The 14,418-nt window shown below is 62.7% G+C and carries 13 protein-coding genes; 11 read left to right on the forward strand and 2 right to left on the reverse strand.

Annotation, left to right across the window (positions count from 1 at the left end; translation table 11 throughout):
- Positions 1-172: 172 nt before the first annotated feature.
- Complete coding sequence (locus BLR13_RS38740) at positions 173-1,360, reverse strand: pyridoxal phosphate-dependent aminotransferase (protein ID WP_074829033.1); 1,188 nt, start codon at positions 1,358-1,360, stop codon at positions 173-175.
- Positions 1,361-1,616: 256 nt separating this feature from the next.
- Between BLR13_RS38740 and BLR13_RS38745 the strand changes: the two genes are divergently transcribed.
- From BLR13_RS38745 to BLR13_RS38790, 10 genes are all read left to right on the forward strand, one after another.
- Positions 1,617-3,020, forward strand: a complete 1,404-nt coding sequence (locus BLR13_RS38745; RefSeq protein WP_074829031.1) for a M48 family metalloprotease — start codon at positions 1,617-1,619, stop codon at positions 3,018-3,020.
- Between the two features lie 103 nt (positions 3,021-3,123).
- On the forward strand, positions 3,124-3,891 hold the full coding sequence (locus BLR13_RS38750; protein WP_074829028.1) for a DsbA family protein: 768 nt from the start codon (positions 3,124-3,126) through the stop codon (positions 3,889-3,891).
- A gap of 220 nt (positions 3,892-4,111) precedes the next feature.
- Positions 4,112-4,858, forward strand: coding sequence for a DUF1236 domain-containing protein (locus tag BLR13_RS38755; protein ID WP_074829025.1), 747 nt, complete (start codon positions 4,112-4,114; stop codon positions 4,856-4,858).
- A 258-nt stretch (positions 4,859-5,116) separates the two neighbouring features.
- Entirely contained in the window at positions 5,117-5,599 is a 483-nt protein-coding gene (gene aroQ, locus BLR13_RS38760; RefSeq protein ID WP_074829022.1) for a type II 3-dehydroquinate dehydratase, read from the forward strand.
- 69 nt (positions 5,600-5,668) lie between these two features.
- Positions 5,669-6,166, forward strand: a complete 498-nt coding sequence (gene accB, locus BLR13_RS38765; RefSeq protein ID WP_074829020.1) for an acetyl-CoA carboxylase biotin carboxyl carrier protein — start codon at positions 5,669-5,671, stop codon at positions 6,164-6,166.
- A gap of 86 nt (positions 6,167-6,252) precedes the next feature.
- Complete coding sequence (accC, locus tag BLR13_RS38770; RefSeq protein ID WP_074829019.1) at positions 6,253-7,614, forward strand: acetyl-CoA carboxylase biotin carboxylase subunit; 1,362 nt, start codon at positions 6,253-6,255, stop codon at positions 7,612-7,614.
- A 109-nt stretch (positions 7,615-7,723) separates the two neighbouring features.
- Entirely contained in the window at positions 7,724-9,256 is a 1,533-nt protein-coding gene (locus tag BLR13_RS38775) for a sensor histidine kinase (protein WP_074829015.1), read from the forward strand.
- Entirely contained in the window at positions 9,253-9,693 is a 441-nt protein-coding gene (locus BLR13_RS38780) for a response regulator (RefSeq protein WP_074829013.1), read from the forward strand. The genes BLR13_RS38775 and BLR13_RS38780 overlap by 4 nt, the downstream gene beginning before the upstream one ends.
- Positions 9,690-10,784, forward strand: a complete 1,095-nt coding sequence (locus BLR13_RS38785; RefSeq protein ID WP_074829010.1) for a sensor histidine kinase — start codon at positions 9,690-9,692, stop codon at positions 10,782-10,784. Before BLR13_RS38780 ends, BLR13_RS38785 begins: the two co-directional genes overlap by 4 nt.
- 443 nt (positions 10,785-11,227) lie before the next feature.
- Positions 11,228-12,109 (forward strand): LysR family transcriptional regulator, encoded by an 882-nt coding sequence (locus BLR13_RS38790; RefSeq protein WP_091977002.1) that lies wholly within the window; start codon positions 11,228-11,230, stop codon positions 12,107-12,109.
- Between the two features lie 64 nt (positions 12,110-12,173).
- Here the strand turns inward: BLR13_RS38790 and BLR13_RS38795 are convergent, their stop codons facing one another.
- Positions 12,174-13,613 carry a DASS family sodium-coupled anion symporter gene (locus tag BLR13_RS38795; protein WP_074829008.1) on the reverse strand — a complete coding sequence of 480 codons (1,440 nt, stop codon included), beginning with the start codon at positions 13,611-13,613 and terminating at the stop codon, positions 12,174-12,176.
- Positions 13,614-13,734: 121 nt separating this feature from the next.
- Between BLR13_RS38795 and aat the strand changes: the two genes are divergently transcribed.
- Positions 13,735-14,409, forward strand: coding sequence for a leucyl/phenylalanyl-tRNA--protein transferase (gene aat, locus BLR13_RS38800; protein WP_074829005.1), 675 nt, complete (start codon positions 13,735-13,737; stop codon positions 14,407-14,409).
- Positions 14,410-14,418: the final 9 nt, after the last annotated feature.

Here is a 14,418-nt window from a genome sequence, read left to right on the forward strand (position 1 = left end):
CAGGATGGCGCCGCGCAAGGCGCGGAACGAGCGATCTTCGCGGCGCGGCCACAGCAACTCGGCTAGCGGAGAATGCCTGACGGCGGCGGGATCGGACATGGTGCTGGCGGGCAAGGATGGCTCTCCGGTTTGAAGTGGTGGGATGGCAGGATGGATCGATGACGGCCGGGCTCTAGCCGAGCCAGCGCGCGATGCGTGTCACCGCTTCGCGCATCTCGTCGGCCGAGCGCGCATAGGAGAAGCGCACGAAGGCGCGGCCATGGATCGGATCGAAGTCGACGCCCGGCGTTGCCGCGACATGGGCCTTTTCCAGCATGCGGCCAGCGAATTCAAAACTGTCCGACGTGAAGTCGGAAACGTCCGCATAGAGGTAGAACGCGCCGTCGGCGGGCAAGAACTTGGTGATGCCGGCTTTCGGTAGTCCATCGATCAGAATGCGGCGGTTCGCTTCGTAGCCGTGCTTGATCGCCTCCATCTCCTCCCGCCCTTCGAAAGCAGCTTCGGCGGCGATCTGCGACAGCGTCGGCACCGAGATCGACAGGTTCTGCTGCAGCCGTTCGATCGGCCGCACCAGCGGCTCCGGCACCACCATCCAGCCCACCCGCCAGCCGGTCATGCAGAAATACTTCGAGAACGAGTTGATCACGAGCGCCTGCGGCGAGAGCTCGGCGGCGGTGACGGCCGGAAACGCATAATCGAGGCCGTGATAGATTTCGTCGGAAATGAAGCGGATGCCCGCGCCCTCCGCCGCAGCGATCAGCCCGGTGAGCGCCTCGCGCGACATCATCGTTCCCGTCGGATTGGCGGGGCTGCCGACCAGCACGCCCTTCAGCGGCGTCTTGCGATGCGCCGCCAGCAACGCTTCGCCGGTCAGCGCATGACGCGTCTCGTTCGACGTCTCGATCAGCACCGGCTCGCAGCCGAGCGCGGTGAGGATATGGCGGTAAGGCGGATAACCGGGCACGGTCACGGCAACCCGGTCGCCGGGTTCGAACATCGACAGAAACGCCAGAATGAACCCGCCGGACGAGCCCGTTGTGACGACGATATGTTCGGGATCGACCGAACAACCGTAAGTATCGTGGTAGTGCCTGCTGATGCGCGTCCGCAGCGAGGGAATGCCGAGCGCCGAGGTGTAGTCGATCCGGGCCTCGTCGAGCGCGGCATGCGCGGCTGCGATCGCGACCTTCGGGGCGGAGGCCGCCGGCTGGCCGACTTCCATGTGAATGACATGCCCGCCCGCCGCTTCGATACGCGCGGCCGCCGCCATCACGTCCATCACCATGAACGGGGGAACATCGCTCCGCCGCGATGGCGTCAGCAGGGTTTTCACGCGGTCTCTAAGTGTCGCTTCGTGCATCGATTTCTGCTATTTGCGGGGGCTATCGCCGATATTGGGTTCCCGAACCGGTTACCGCCCCAGACTGGCCGCATTCGGTGGCTTGTTATAGCGTTTTCCGGCGAAGTGATACCGGTCCGCGACAAGAAAACGCTTTGAAACAACAGGCCTTGAAACAAGAGACTGCAGCCTGGTTCTGATCTAAGCAGAACCGAACCGGATCCCGGCCAATCCGCACACCAACCCATCTCCGACCGCCCCGACAAAAAGACCGCCCATGCTGCTTCGTATCACCTTTGCCAAGAAAACGCTGAAGCTGACCGCCCTGACGGTGGCGGTCGCGCTCACGGTCTCGCCGATGGCGGCACTCGCGCAAGAGGGCAAGGGTCCGTCGTTCCTGCGGGACACCGAGTCCGAGCAGTTGCTGCGCGAATATACCAGGCCGATCCTGCGCGCCGCCGGTCTGGAAAAGCAGAACATCCAGATGGTGATCATCAACGACAGCCAGTTCAACGCGTTCGTCGCCGACGGCCGCCGTATCTTCGTGAACTATGGCGCGATGATGCAGTCGGAGACGCCGAACCAGATCATCGGCGTGCTCGCCCACGAAACCGGTCATTTGGCCGGCGGCCATCTCGCCAAGATGCGCGAGCAGCTCGCGCAGGCGCAAACCCAGATGATCATCGCCATGCTGCTCGGCGCAGGCGCGATGGTGGCAGGCGCGCGAGGCGGCGCCGGCAGCGGCCTGACCAATGCCGGCGCGGCCGCGTTTTCCGCACCAGGCGAAATGATCAAGCGCAACCTGCTCTCTTATGTGCGCCAGCAGGAAGAAAACGCCGACAAGGCCGGCGTGAAGTTTCTGACCGCGACCGGTCAATCGGCCAAGGGCATGTACGAGACCTTCAAGCGGTTCACCGACGAGAGCCTGTTCGCGGCGCGCGGCGCCGATCCCTACGTACAGTCGCACCCGATGCCGGCCGAGCGCGTCCGCGCGCTGGAAGAGCTGGCGCGCTCGAGCCCCTATTGGGACAAGAAGGACGACCCTGCCCTGCAGATGCGCCACGACATGGCGCGCGCCAAGATTTCGGCCTTCATGGAGCGGCAGGAAACCGTGTACCGGCGCTATCCGATGTCCAACACCAGCCTGCCCGCCCGCTATGCGCACGCCATCACCACCTATCTGCATGGCGACCTGCGTAGCGCGATCGCCCAGATCGACGGCCTGATCGCGCTGCAGCCCGGCAACCCCTATTTCTACGAGGTACGCGGCCAGGCGCTGCTGGAAGGCGGCAAGCCGGCCGAGGCCATTGCGCCGCTCCGCAAGGCGGTGCAGCTCTCCAATAACGCGCCGCTCATCGAGATGTTACTTGGGCAGGCCCTGGTAGCGGCTAATAATACCGCCAACACGGACGAGGCGATCTCGATTCTGCGCGCGGCGGTGGCCCGCGAGTCAGAAGCACCGCTCGGCTACATGCAGCTCGCAATGGCCTATGGGCGCAAGGGGGACTACGCCCAGGCCGATCTCGCATCGGCGCAGGCCGCCTATCTCCGCGGCGACAACAAGACCGCCCGCGACCTCGCTTCAAGGGCAAAGACCCGCTTTGCGATCGGGACCCCGGGATGGGTCAAGGCTGACGACATTGTGAGCGCGAAGCCGCTGCCGGGCCAGAGGAGCAACTAGAAGTAAACCGCGTAGATCGAGATACAACCGAACCGAAATTGAAACGTATTCCAAGAGCCGGCTTCACGACACCGCCGGGAACTCGCCGCAAAAGGATTAGCTGATGCCCTCGTTCCGTTTCCTCGCTCCCGCACTGCTGGCGCTCGCGCTCGGCAGCGCCCCGCTGCCCGCCTCGGCACAGAGCTTCTCCGACACCCAGCGCGGCGATATCGAGAGCATCGTCCGGAATTATCTGATTGCGCACCCGGAAGTGCTCGAAGAGGCGATGGCCGAACTGTCGAAGCGCCAGTCGGCGGCGGAAGCCGAAAAGCACGAGGCCAGCGTCTCCCAGAACGCCGATGCGATCTTCAATTCGCCGCGCGGCGTCACCCTCGGCAACAAGGACGGCGACGTCACCTTCGTCGAGTTCTTCGACTACAATTGCGGCTACTGCAAACGCGCGATGGCCGACATGATCGAGCTGATGAAGGCCGATCCGAAGCTGAAGGTCGTGCTGAAGGAGTTTCCGGTGCTGAGTGCCGGCTCGGTTGAAGCCGCCCAGGTCGCGGTTGCCGTGCGCATGCAGGACCCGACCGGCAAGAAATATCTCGACTTCCACCAGAAGCTGCTCGGCGGCCGGGGCGCGGCCGACAAGGCGCGCGCGATGGCCGTTGCCAAGGAGGTCGGCCTCGACATGGGCAGACTGGAGAAGGATCTGGCAAGCGCCGAGGTCAAGAACACGCTCGAGGAAAACTTCAAGCTGGCAGAAGCCATGGGCATGAACGGGACCCCGAGCTACGTGATCGGCAAGCAGGTCGTGATCGGCGCGGTTGGCGTCGACAGCCTCAAGGAAAAAATCGGCGTCGCCCGCTGCGGCAAGACGACCTGCTGACGCCTCGCCTATCCAACGAAACGTCGAAAAGGCCGGCACTCGAGCCGGCCTTTTTGTTTGCGGCAATCTCCGGCAAAGCGGTTCATCACGCGTTCATCAAACCAGCCCCGCAAAGCGAGCTTGCACAAAACAAAGTCGATGGAACCGCAGATCGCAGGGAACATCGACCACCTCACCCCGTTGTCGGGCGGGCAATGCAAATACGTGAGGAGAACTTCGAATGACTAATCGCTTTTTGATTTCAGTGGCTGCGGCGGCGCTGATCGCCGGAACCGGTTTCGCCAACGCGCAGGGCACGAGCCGTGAAGGCGGCGCTGCTGCGGGTGGTGCCGCAACTCAGCAGACCGCGCCTTCGTCGGAGCGCGCCGCTCCGTCCGGCGCCGTGAACCATGACTCGGGCGCCGTGAAGGGTGCTGAATCGCCTGGCATGAAGGGCTCTGAAAAGTCCGGCATGAAGGCGGAATCCAACGAGAAGATGCCGGCCGCCAAGAGCGCTCAGGACACCAAGATGGACACCAAGGGTGAGAAGTCAAAGAGCATGAGCTCGGAGAACGACTCGACCAAGGGCGGCATCAAGGCCGAGGGCTCCAAGACAGAAGGCACCAAGGCCACGGAAGGTACCAAGGCCAACGGCAACATGAACGCCGAAACCAAGGGCGGCATGGAAGGCAAGTCGCAGACCACGACGGGCAACGCCGCCACGTCGGCGACCGCGGCGCCGCCGGCCGAGAAGCGCACGCAGATCGTTTCCGCCATCAAGTCGGAGAAGATCGAGGAGACTACCAACGTCAACTTCAACATTTCGGTTGGCGCCACCATCCCCGGCAACGTCCGGTTCCATCCGCTGCCGGCCCGGATCGTCGAGATCTATCCGGAGTGGCGTGGCTATGACGTGATCTTCGTGCACGGCCGGTACATCATCGTCCGCCCGCAGACGCATGAGATCGTCTACATCATCGAAGGCTAACCGGCTTTCGCGACAGCGAGGCTTGGCCGTCAAGGCTTTGGGGTGGGCAGAAATGCCCACCCCTTTTGCGTGTGGGGTTACGCCGTCGCCAGGCCAACCCTAAATATTGGTTAATCAATGATTTCCGTAGGTTCCACAGGGCTTTTTACCAACTGGATGAGGCCTTTGGCAGGTCTCCCGAAGGGCCACAAGGCTTCCCCTTGGCCGCGTTGTTACCTATAACCCCGCGACCAACCCGCCCCCATTCAACGGAATCCGATGGCCCAAGCTTCCGCCGCACAAGCCTCCGCCGCGACGATCTACGTGCTCAACGGTCCTAACCTCAATCTGCTGGGGACCCGGGAGCCCGAAACCTACGGCCACGCGACGCTGGCCGATGTCGAAAAGCTGTGCGCGGAGACGGCCGCGCATTTCGGCCTCAAGGCCGATTGCCGGCAGTCGAACCGCGAAGGCGAGTTGATCGATTTCATCCACGAGGCCCGCGAGAAGAAGGCGGCCGGCATCATCATCAACGCCGGCGGTTATTCGCACACCTCGATTGCACTGCACGACGCGATCGTCGGGGTCAAAATTCCGACCGTTGAAGTGCACGTCAGCAACATTCACGCCCGCGAGGATTTTCGGCATCATTCCTTCACCGCCAGGGCCGCCTTCGCGTCGCTGTGCGGCTTCGGGATCGATGGCTACCGGCTCGCCATCAACGGTCTTGCCGCCAAAATCGGCGCCAAAGCGAAAACCTGACACCAGACCACCGACACCAAAGCCTGACGCTTCAGCCGTCACCCACATCGAGAATTCCGGATCAAGAGCATGGCGCGCCAGCCCGAAAACAAAGCAGCGGACAAATCATCCGCAAACTTCAAAAGCGACGACAGTGCGCTCATCCGCGAGCTCGCCTTGTTGCTGGATGAAACCAGCCTCACCGAAATCGAGATCGAGCGCGCCGGCCTGCGGGTGCGTGTGGCGCGCAACGTCACCATGACGGCTTCGATGCCGGCGAATTTCCAGGCGCCGGCTTCCGTTGGCGCCGGCGCATCCGTGACGCCTGCCGCCGTCGCCGATATGGCCAAACACCCGGGCGTCGTGCCCTCGCCGATGGTCGGCACCGCGTACTGGTCGCCGGAGCCCGGCGCCAAGCCGTTCATTGAGGTCGGCAGCAAGGTATCGGCCGGGCAGACGCTGCTGATCATCGAAGCGATGAAGACGATGAACCAGATTCCCTCGCCGCGCGCGGGCACCGTGACGCAAATTCTCGTCGAGGACGGCCAGCCGGTCGAATTCGGCGAGCCGCTGGTAATTATTGAATAGCGAATGGCGAATGGCGAATAGCGAATAGGGAAGAAAAACCCCGTTCGCTACTCGCCACTCGCTACTCGCGCCTTCGCTAGGACACCATGTTCGACAAGATTCTCATCGCCAATCGCGGCGAAATCGCCCTGCGTGTCTTGCGCGCGTGCAAGGAACTCGGCATCTCGACGGTTGCCGTGCATTCCACGGCAGACGCCGATGCGATGCATGTGCGCCTTGCCGACGAAAGCGTCTGCATCGGACCGCCGCCGTCGAAGGACAGTTATCTCAACATCCCGGCGCTGCTCGCGGCCTGCGAGATCACCGGCGCGGACGCCGTGCATCCCGGCTACGGCTTCCTGTCCGAGAACGCCCGGTTTGCCGAAATCCTCGCCGAGCACAATCTGCATTTCATCGGCCCGAAGGCCGAACATATCCGCCTGATGGGCGACAAGATCGAAGCCAAGAAGACCGCCAAGCGGCTCGGCATTCCGGTAGTGCCGGGCTCCGACGGCGGGGTCGGCCCCGAAGACGACGCCATGGCGATTGCCAAGGCGATCGGCTTCCCCGTGCTGGTGAAGGCAGCCGCCGGCGGCGGCGGACGCGGCATGAAGGTTGCGCACACTGCCGACGAATTGATGATGGCGCTGTCGACCGCCTCCAACGAGGCCAAGTCGGCGTTCGGCGACGCCTCGGTCTATCTCGAGAAATACCTGCAGAAGCCGCGCCACATCGAAATCCAGGTGCTGGGTGACGGCCGCGGCGGCGCCATCCATCTCGGCGAGCGCGACTGCTCGCTGCAGCGCCGGCATCAGAAGGTGTGGGAAGAAGGCCCCTCGCCGGTTCTGTCGGCGGCGGCCCGCGCCAGGATCGGCGCGACCTGCGCCAAGGCGATGCAGGACATGAAATACCTCGGTGTCGGCACCATCGAGTTCCTGTACGAGGACGGCGAGTTCTATTTCATCGAAATGAACACCCGTATCCAGGTCGAGCATCCGGTGACCGAGATGATCACCGATATCGACCTCGTGCTGGAGCAGATCCGCATCGCCGCCGGCGGCGACCTGCCCGCGACGCAGGATGAGATCACCATTATCGGCCACGCCATCGAATGCCGCGTCAACGCGGAAAACCCGCAGACCTTCCGCCCCTCGCCCGGCAAGATCACCCAGTTTCATCCGCCGGGCGGTCTCGGCGTGCGGATCGATTCCGCAGTCTATCAGGGCTACGTCATCCCGCCTTATTACGACTCCCTCGTCGGCAAGCTGATCGTGCACGGCAAGACCCGCGCCGAATGCCTGATGCGGCTGCGCCGGGCGCTCGACGAGATGGTGGTCGACGGCATCGAGACCACCCTGCCGCTGTTCAGGGCACTGGTCCGCGAGCCCGGCATCATCGACGGCGACTACCATATCCATTGGCTGGAGCAGTACCTCGCCGGCCAGGCGGCGGAAGGCAAGACTTCCTGAAAAAGCCGGGACGCGCGGAACCAACCGCTTGGTGCATGCGTTATGGGCGCTATTGGGGTCCATTCCGCTAGGGGTAACTTGTTCCATTCGTTCATAATGCGAGGCCATTGTGACGGCTGATGCCCGGCGCCGTCGCACCGTGGGACAGATTGTGCTGCTTACCGCGGCACTTTTGGTGCTGGTCGCCATCAGCACGTCCTCGATCCTGCTGGTCAACAAATCACGCCGGGACAACGGCTGGGTCGTGCACACCGTCGAGGTGGAAAACCAGCTCTCCACCCTGCTGCTGCAGATTCGCCGGGCCGAGAGCGCCGCGCGCGGCTATCTGCTGACCTCCGAGCCGCGTTTTCTGGTGGAGCACGAAGCCGCCGTTGCGACCATCGTTCCCGACGTCGACAAGCTGATGCAACTGACCGGCGACAACTCCGTTCAGCGCGAGAACGTCAAACGGCTGCGGCCCCCGGTCGAGGCCCGGCTGGCGGAATTTGCCAAGGCGGTCGATTTCGTCAAACGCAACGATACCGCCGGCGGCGTCGCGATGCTGCGTGAGGCTGGGGCCAGCGATTCGGTCCGGAAAATCGCCGAGGTCGCGGGCGCGATGCGCGCCGAGGAAGACGGCCTGTTCGCGATGCGCACGACGACCGCCGACCGCACCCAGCAACTGGCCTCGATCGTGACGGTGGCGGGTTCGGGCCTCGTGGTCGCGCTGGCCGGCATTTCGATCCTGCTGGTGCGGCGCTCGGCGCGCGCCCGCGACGAGGCCGAAAGAAAATTGCGCGACAATAACATCAACCTCGAAACCACGGTCGACGAGCGTACTGCCGACCTGCGCGAAGCCAATGAGGAAATCCAGCGCTTCGCCTATATCGTCAGTCACGATCTGCGCTCGCCGCTGGTCAACATCATGGGCTTCACCAGCGAACTGGAGGAATTGCGCGGCGACATCTTCAAGCGCATTGCGGCGCTCGCCCGCCTGCAATCCGCCGTCCCCCAGGCCCCCGATAACGCAACCGATACCGCCGAACCCGCGCTCGAAGGCGCCGACAGACAGCTCTCGCAGGATTTCACCGAGGCGCTGGGCTTCATCAAATCGTCGATCGGCAAGATGGACCGGCTGATATCGGCCATCCTCAACCTGACCCGCGAAGGGCGGCGCGAATTCAAGCCGGAGCGCATCGATACGAGCGAACTGATCGAAGGCATCGTTTCGACGGTCGCGCATCAGGCCGCGGAAGCCGAGGCGCAGATACGGATCGGCCCGCTGCCCAATATCGTCAGCGACCGGCTGGCGCTGGAGCAGATCTTCTCCAACCTGATCGACAACGGGCTGAAATATCTGAAGAGCGGCGTGCCCGGCGACATCCATATCCGCGGCCGGACCAAGCTCGGCTTTGCGATCTACGACATCACCGACAACGGCCGCGGCATCGACCCCAAGGACCATCAGCGCATCTTCGATCTGTTCCGTCGCGCCGGAACCCAGGACAGGCCCGGCCAGGGCATCGGCCTCGCCCATGTCCGCGCGCTGGTCCGGCGGTTAGGCGGCACCATGTCGGTCGCATCGGAGCTTCATCAGGGCAGCACGTTTACGGTCACGCTGCCGATCAATTGGAACACCAGTAACCGGAACAGAGAAGCATGAGTAATCCAGTCACCATCATCATGATCGAAGACGACGAGGGCCACGCCCGGCTGATCGAGCGGAATATCCGGCGATCGGGTGTCAACAATGAGATCGTGCCGTTCACCAACGGTACAGACGCGTTGAACTACCTGTTCGGCAAGGACGGGACCGGCCTCGGTCACAAGGGCAACGCGCTGCTGATCCTGCTCGATCTCAATCTGCCCGATACGACCGGCATCGATATTCTCAAGCGGGTCAAGGAAAACAAATACCTCAAGGCGACCCCGGTCGTGGTGCTGACCACCACCGACGACTCCCAGGAAATCAAGCGTTGCTACGAACTCGGTTGTAACGTCTACATCACCAAGCCGGTGAACTACGAAAGCTTCGCCAACGCCATTCGCCAGCTCGGCTTGTTCTTTTCCGTCATCCAGGTACCGCCAGCCGCCACATGACCCCAGCGACGCCGACACTGCTGTATATCGATGACGACGCGGGCCTCGCGCGGCTGGTTGAGCGCGGGCTGACGCGCGCTGGCTTCAAGGTCGTGCATGCGGCCGGCGGCGAGCAAGGACTGGCGCGGCTGGCGCAGGGCGGCATCGACGCCATCGCACTCGACCAGTACATGCCCGGCCTCGACGGCCTGGAGACGCTGGAGCGGATTCTCGCCATACCGGGCGCGCCACCGGTGGTGTTCGTCACGGCTTCGCAGGATTCGGCAATCGCGGTCACCGCGCTGAAGGCGGGCGCGGCCGACTATCTGGTCAAGGATGTGCAGGGCGAATTCATTCCGCTGCTGCAGGTCGCCGTCAACGGCGCGCTCCGGCAGGCGGCGATGCAGCGGGCCCGCGACGAGGCCGAGGCCGAGGTCCACGCCTCCCGCGATCGCTACGCAGCGCTGGCGGCCGAGCGCGAGGTGCTGCTGCGCGAGGTCAACCACCGCGTCGGCAACAGCCTGCAGATCATTGCATCGCTGTTGCACCTGCAGGCCAATTCCGCGACCCAGGACGACGTCAAGGCGGCGCTGACGAACGCGATGGGACGCGTCGCCGCGGTGGCGCAGGTACACCGCCGGCTCTACACCTCGCACGACCTCAAGAGTGTGTTGCTGAATCAATATCTCGAAGCGCTGCTGGAAGACCTCAGGCGTTCGGCCGAGGGCAATAAGATGTCGCGGCTGACGCTCAAGGCCGAACCGATCGAGATCGATCCGGATCGCGCGGTCGCGATCGGCATCATCGTCAACGAGCTGGTCATGAACGCCGTTAAATATGCTTATCCCGACGGCGCCGGCCCGATCCATGTCGAGCTCGCATCTGACGGTGACGACATCGTCCTGGCAATCGCCGACGACGGCGTCGGCCTCAACGTCAAGACCGACCCGCGCTCCACCGGTATGGGCCAGCGTATCGTCAGCGCCATGGCGTCCAAACTGGAAGCCGATGTCGAACGCGATCCCGCCCATAGCGGCACAAGGATCGTGCTGCGTTTCAGCCGCGTCAATAAATTGGTGGCGCCGAAATCGGCCAGCGCCGCGGCGAGCTAGAGTGGATATAGATCGTCCAGGGCAATTCTTCTGACGATCATCTGGGTTAGGTCAGGCCAGCTGCCCTAATATGCATGCCTGCCGGTCTCCCGTGCAAATACGGATTCCTCAACCTTCGGTCTCAGATTACTGATTTGAACAACGTTTGTTTCTCCAGGCCGTTTTCTTGACGTGCGGAATGAAGTGGTGAAGCAAAATCTTGCGGTGGCACCGCACGATTGAACGCCGGCACCATCGTCATACCAGAGAATGAATAGTGCCCAGATTATTTTGCGTTCGCCGCTTTTGTCGGCCAATCGCCACCGCATATCACGATGCGTCTAACGGTGAGCTGAGAGTTGGGTAGCGGGAGAATCCCGGAGGGTTCTTTCGACAATCGATTGTCGGAGGTTACCCGCCAACGAGCAAGGTTGCCCTTCGTAGCAGACCGCCAAAGGTTTCTTATGAATCACGACCTGAATATTCCAATCGATATCGTTCGATCGGTCATTGTGATCGCCGAAACCGGAAGCATATCGAAGGCCGCCGATCGTTTAAACCTGAGCCAGCCGGCTCTCAGCTCTCAACTCAAACGAATTCAGGGCATCCTCGGCTGCGAGCTGTTTACGCGGACCGCGAACGGATCCTTATTGACCGAGGTAGGGAAACTGTTCGTCGAACAGGGCCGCCGCATCATTGAAGCCAACGACCAGATCCTGCGTATTGGCGGCCGGACACTTCGCCAGGAACCAACTCGCCTGGGCATCAACAATCTCTATATCAAGGAGATATTCAAATGCCTGTCAGCCGAGGCGCTGTCGAACGTCATCATCCAGGGCGGCAACTCCGGCGAGATAGCCAAGGGCCTGACTGAAGGATACATCGACATCGGCTGTTTCTTCGCTTCCATGGAACTGGCGGATCAAGTCTCGAACATGATCGTCAACGAGGCGGAAGAACGGTTTGTCTGGGTTAGGTCGAAGGACTTTGTCTTAAGTCCGGGGGCGCCGATCCCGCTCCTGAGCCATCCCGGCAATTTGACGGATTCGCTGATGATCCGGGCACTCACAAACAAGGGAATACAGTATCGGATTGCGTTCAACAGCGCGGACAATCTCGCAAGAACCGCCGCCGCCGAAGCCGGAATTGGCATTACGGCTTTTCCCGCTCGAATCGATCCCTCACCATTGATCTGCGCCCGGGAGTACTATCTTCCCGAGCTTACGCCGCTAAAATCCCTGCTTTGCGTTCGGCAAAACTTCGATGCCGGCACGAACCTGCTTGAGGCGCTCTCCGCCCAGCTCTTTGGCGACGGAGCTCGGACGAAATCAGGCAACAAAAAGTAAAATAGGTTCGGCAACGATTGGAGCATCCAGAGCTGACGTGCCTCGTTTGGCGCTCGCAGGCTCTTCATCCGATCATCTGCAGCCACGGCAGCACGATCAGCAGCAACCCGGCAAAATAGATCACGCCGAAGATCAGGCCGAACTTCCAGAAGTCGCCCTTCCCGATGTAACCGCTGCCGTAGTACATCGGCGCGGGTCCGGTGGCATAGGGCGAGATCACCCCCATCAGGCCCAGCGAATAGACGCATAGCAGCGTCAGCGTCGGGACCGACAGGCCGGGAATGCTGGTGCCGACCGCGAGCACCACCGGCAACACCGCGGCGGTATGCGAGGTGATGCTGGAAAAGAAGTAGTGGACCCAGAAGAAGAACGAGACCAGCAGGATCATGCCGGTCAGCGGGCTCATCGTTGCCAGCGGTTTTGCAAATCCCTCCGCCACCCATTTGATGAAGCCGATTTCGTTGAGGCCGGACGACAGCGTGAGCAGCGAGGTGAAATAGAAAAACACCTCCCAGGCGGCCTTTTCGCGGACGATGTCGTCGAAGTCGATGACCCCGGTCACGAGCATCAGCGAGATCACGACAAACACCACCATGGTCGGGTTGATGAAATTGGATCCGAGAAACGGCAGGCTGATGGTCGGATTGGAGCCGCAGATCCACAGGAACATCGCCAGCAGCACCAGCACCGACATGATCTGTTCGTTGCGCGACATCGGTCCCATCGCCTTGAGCTCGCCCGCGCTCCATTCGACGATTTCGGGACTTTCCTTCACCTCCGGCCGGCACACCAGGTAGCTCAGCAGCGGCACGACCACCAGCAGCAGGATGCCGAGCGGTGCGAAACCCGCGAACCATTGCGACCAGCCGACATCGACGCCGACGATCTTCTTGGCGATCGAGAGCGCCGCCGCATTCGGCGCCAGCGCCGTCAGGAACAGCGAACTCGTCACCGCTGTGGTCGCGAACGCCGTCCACATCACATAGGTGCCGATCTTGCCGGCGGTCGGCCCGGGTTCCGAGCCGTAGATCCGCGGAATGTTGCTGACGATCGGATAGACCGTACCGCCGCTACGCGCGGTGTTGGACGGCGTCGCCGGCGCCAGAACCAGATCAGAAAATGCCACGGCATAACCGAGCCCGATGGTGCTGCGGCCGAGCTTGTGGACCAGCAACAGCGCCAGCCGCCGGCCGAGGCCGCTCTTGCGGTAGCCGATCGAGAACACGAAGGCGCCGACGATCAGCCACACCGTGCTTTCGGAGAACCCGCCCAGCATCCAGCGCAGCGACTTGTTCGGATCGTGTTCGACATAGCCCATGACGCCAGCCGCCGTCAGGCCGATGATACCGACCGCGCCGACCGGCATCGATTCCAGGATCAGGCCGGTGATGACGGCCGCGAATATCGCAAAATAGTGCCACTGATCGGCGTTGAGGCCGGCCGGAACCGGCACCAGATAGAGCGCAAGCCAGACCGCAAGCGGCGCGATGGTCTTCCAGGTCATGTTCACGGATGCCCCTCTTGTTTTCCCCGGACGGCATTCACGCGGCCCCGATGTTCGGGTCGCACTGCCGTTTTTTTTGGAAACGTAGCATAGGCCCTCGGCGTCCTGCTATCCTCGGCCCATGACATCGCGCGACTCCGCCGCTTCCGAAATCACGCCCGAGGTGCTGCTGCGGGCCTATGCCTGCGGCATCTTCCCGATGGCCGAGAGCGCCGACGATCCGACGCTGTTCTGGGTCGAACCGGAGCTGCGCGGGGTGATCCCGCTCGACGGGTTCAACATCGCCTCGCGGCTGGCCCGCACCGTGCGTTCCGACGCTTTCAGCGTCACCGTCGACACCGCGTTCAAGGCCGTCATTGCCGGCTGCGCCGCGCCGCAACCCGGCCGCGACGACACCTGGATCAACAAGCGCATCCGCGATCTCTATGTCGGGCTCTACGAGCTCGGGCACTGCCACAGCGTCGAGGTGTGGCAGAATGACGCGCTGGTCGGCGGGCTCTACGGCGTCAGCCTCGGCCGTGCCTTCTTCGGCGAGAGCATGTTTCATCATGCCCGCGACGCTTCCAAGGTGGCGCTGGTGCACCTGGTGGCGCGGCTCAACGCCGGCGGGTTCGAATTGCTCGACACCCAATATGTCACCGAGCATCTGCGCAGTTTTGGCGCGGTCGAAATCCCGCGGCGGCGCTATCGGGCGATGTTGGACAGGGCGATCGCGGGCGAGCCGGCGGATTTCATGCGATTGCCGGCCAGCATCAGCGGCACCGACGCGCTGGCGATCATCGCCGAGCGCGGCTAGGCCGCGTGT

This window comes from Bradyrhizobium ottawaense (genome assembly GCF_900099825.1).
Classification (GTDB): Bacteria; Pseudomonadota; Alphaproteobacteria; order Rhizobiales; family Xanthobacteraceae; genus Bradyrhizobium; species Bradyrhizobium ottawaense_A.

What these genes read in the sequence shown, in the direction of transcription:
- BLR13_RS38755 (WP_074829025.1), top strand. Translation starts at nt 4,112, where the DNA reads ATGACTAATCGCTTTTTGATTTCAGTGGCTGCGGCGGCGCTGATCGCC.
- BLR13_RS38790 (WP_091977002.1), top strand. Translation starts at nt 11,228, where the DNA reads ATGAATCACGACCTGAATATTCCAATCGATATCGTTCGATCGGTCATT.
- BLR13_RS38785 (WP_074829010.1), top strand. Translation starts at nt 9,690, where the DNA reads ATGACCCCAGCGACGCCGACACTGCTGTATATCGATGACGACGCGGGC.
- BLR13_RS38750 (WP_074829028.1), top strand. Translation starts at nt 3,124, where the DNA reads ATGCCCTCGTTCCGTTTCCTCGCTCCCGCACTGCTGGCGCTCGCGCTC.
- accC (WP_074829019.1), top strand. Translation starts at nt 6,253, where the DNA reads ATGTTCGACAAGATTCTCATCGCCAATCGCGGCGAAATCGCCCTGCGT.
- BLR13_RS38795 (WP_074829008.1), bottom strand. Translation starts at nt 13,613, where the DNA reads ATGACCTGGAAGACCATCGCGCCGCTTGCGGTCTGGCTTGCGCTCTAT.
- BLR13_RS38780 (WP_074829013.1), top strand. Translation starts at nt 9,253, where the DNA reads ATGAGTAATCCAGTCACCATCATCATGATCGAAGACGACGAGGGCCAC.
- BLR13_RS38745 (WP_074829031.1), top strand. Translation starts at nt 1,617, where the DNA reads ATGCTGCTTCGTATCACCTTTGCCAAGAAAACGCTGAAGCTGACCGCC.
- aroQ (WP_074829022.1), top strand. Translation starts at nt 5,117, where the DNA reads ATGGCCCAAGCTTCCGCCGCACAAGCCTCCGCCGCGACGATCTACGTG.
- BLR13_RS38740 (WP_074829033.1), bottom strand. Translation starts at nt 1,360, where the DNA reads ATGCACGAAGCGACACTTAGAGACCGCGTGAAAACCCTGCTGACGCCA.
- accB (WP_074829020.1), top strand. Translation starts at nt 5,669, where the DNA reads ATGGCGCGCCAGCCCGAAAACAAAGCAGCGGACAAATCATCCGCAAAC.
- aat (WP_074829005.1), top strand. Translation starts at nt 13,735, where the DNA reads ATGACATCGCGCGACTCCGCCGCTTCCGAAATCACGCCCGAGGTGCTG.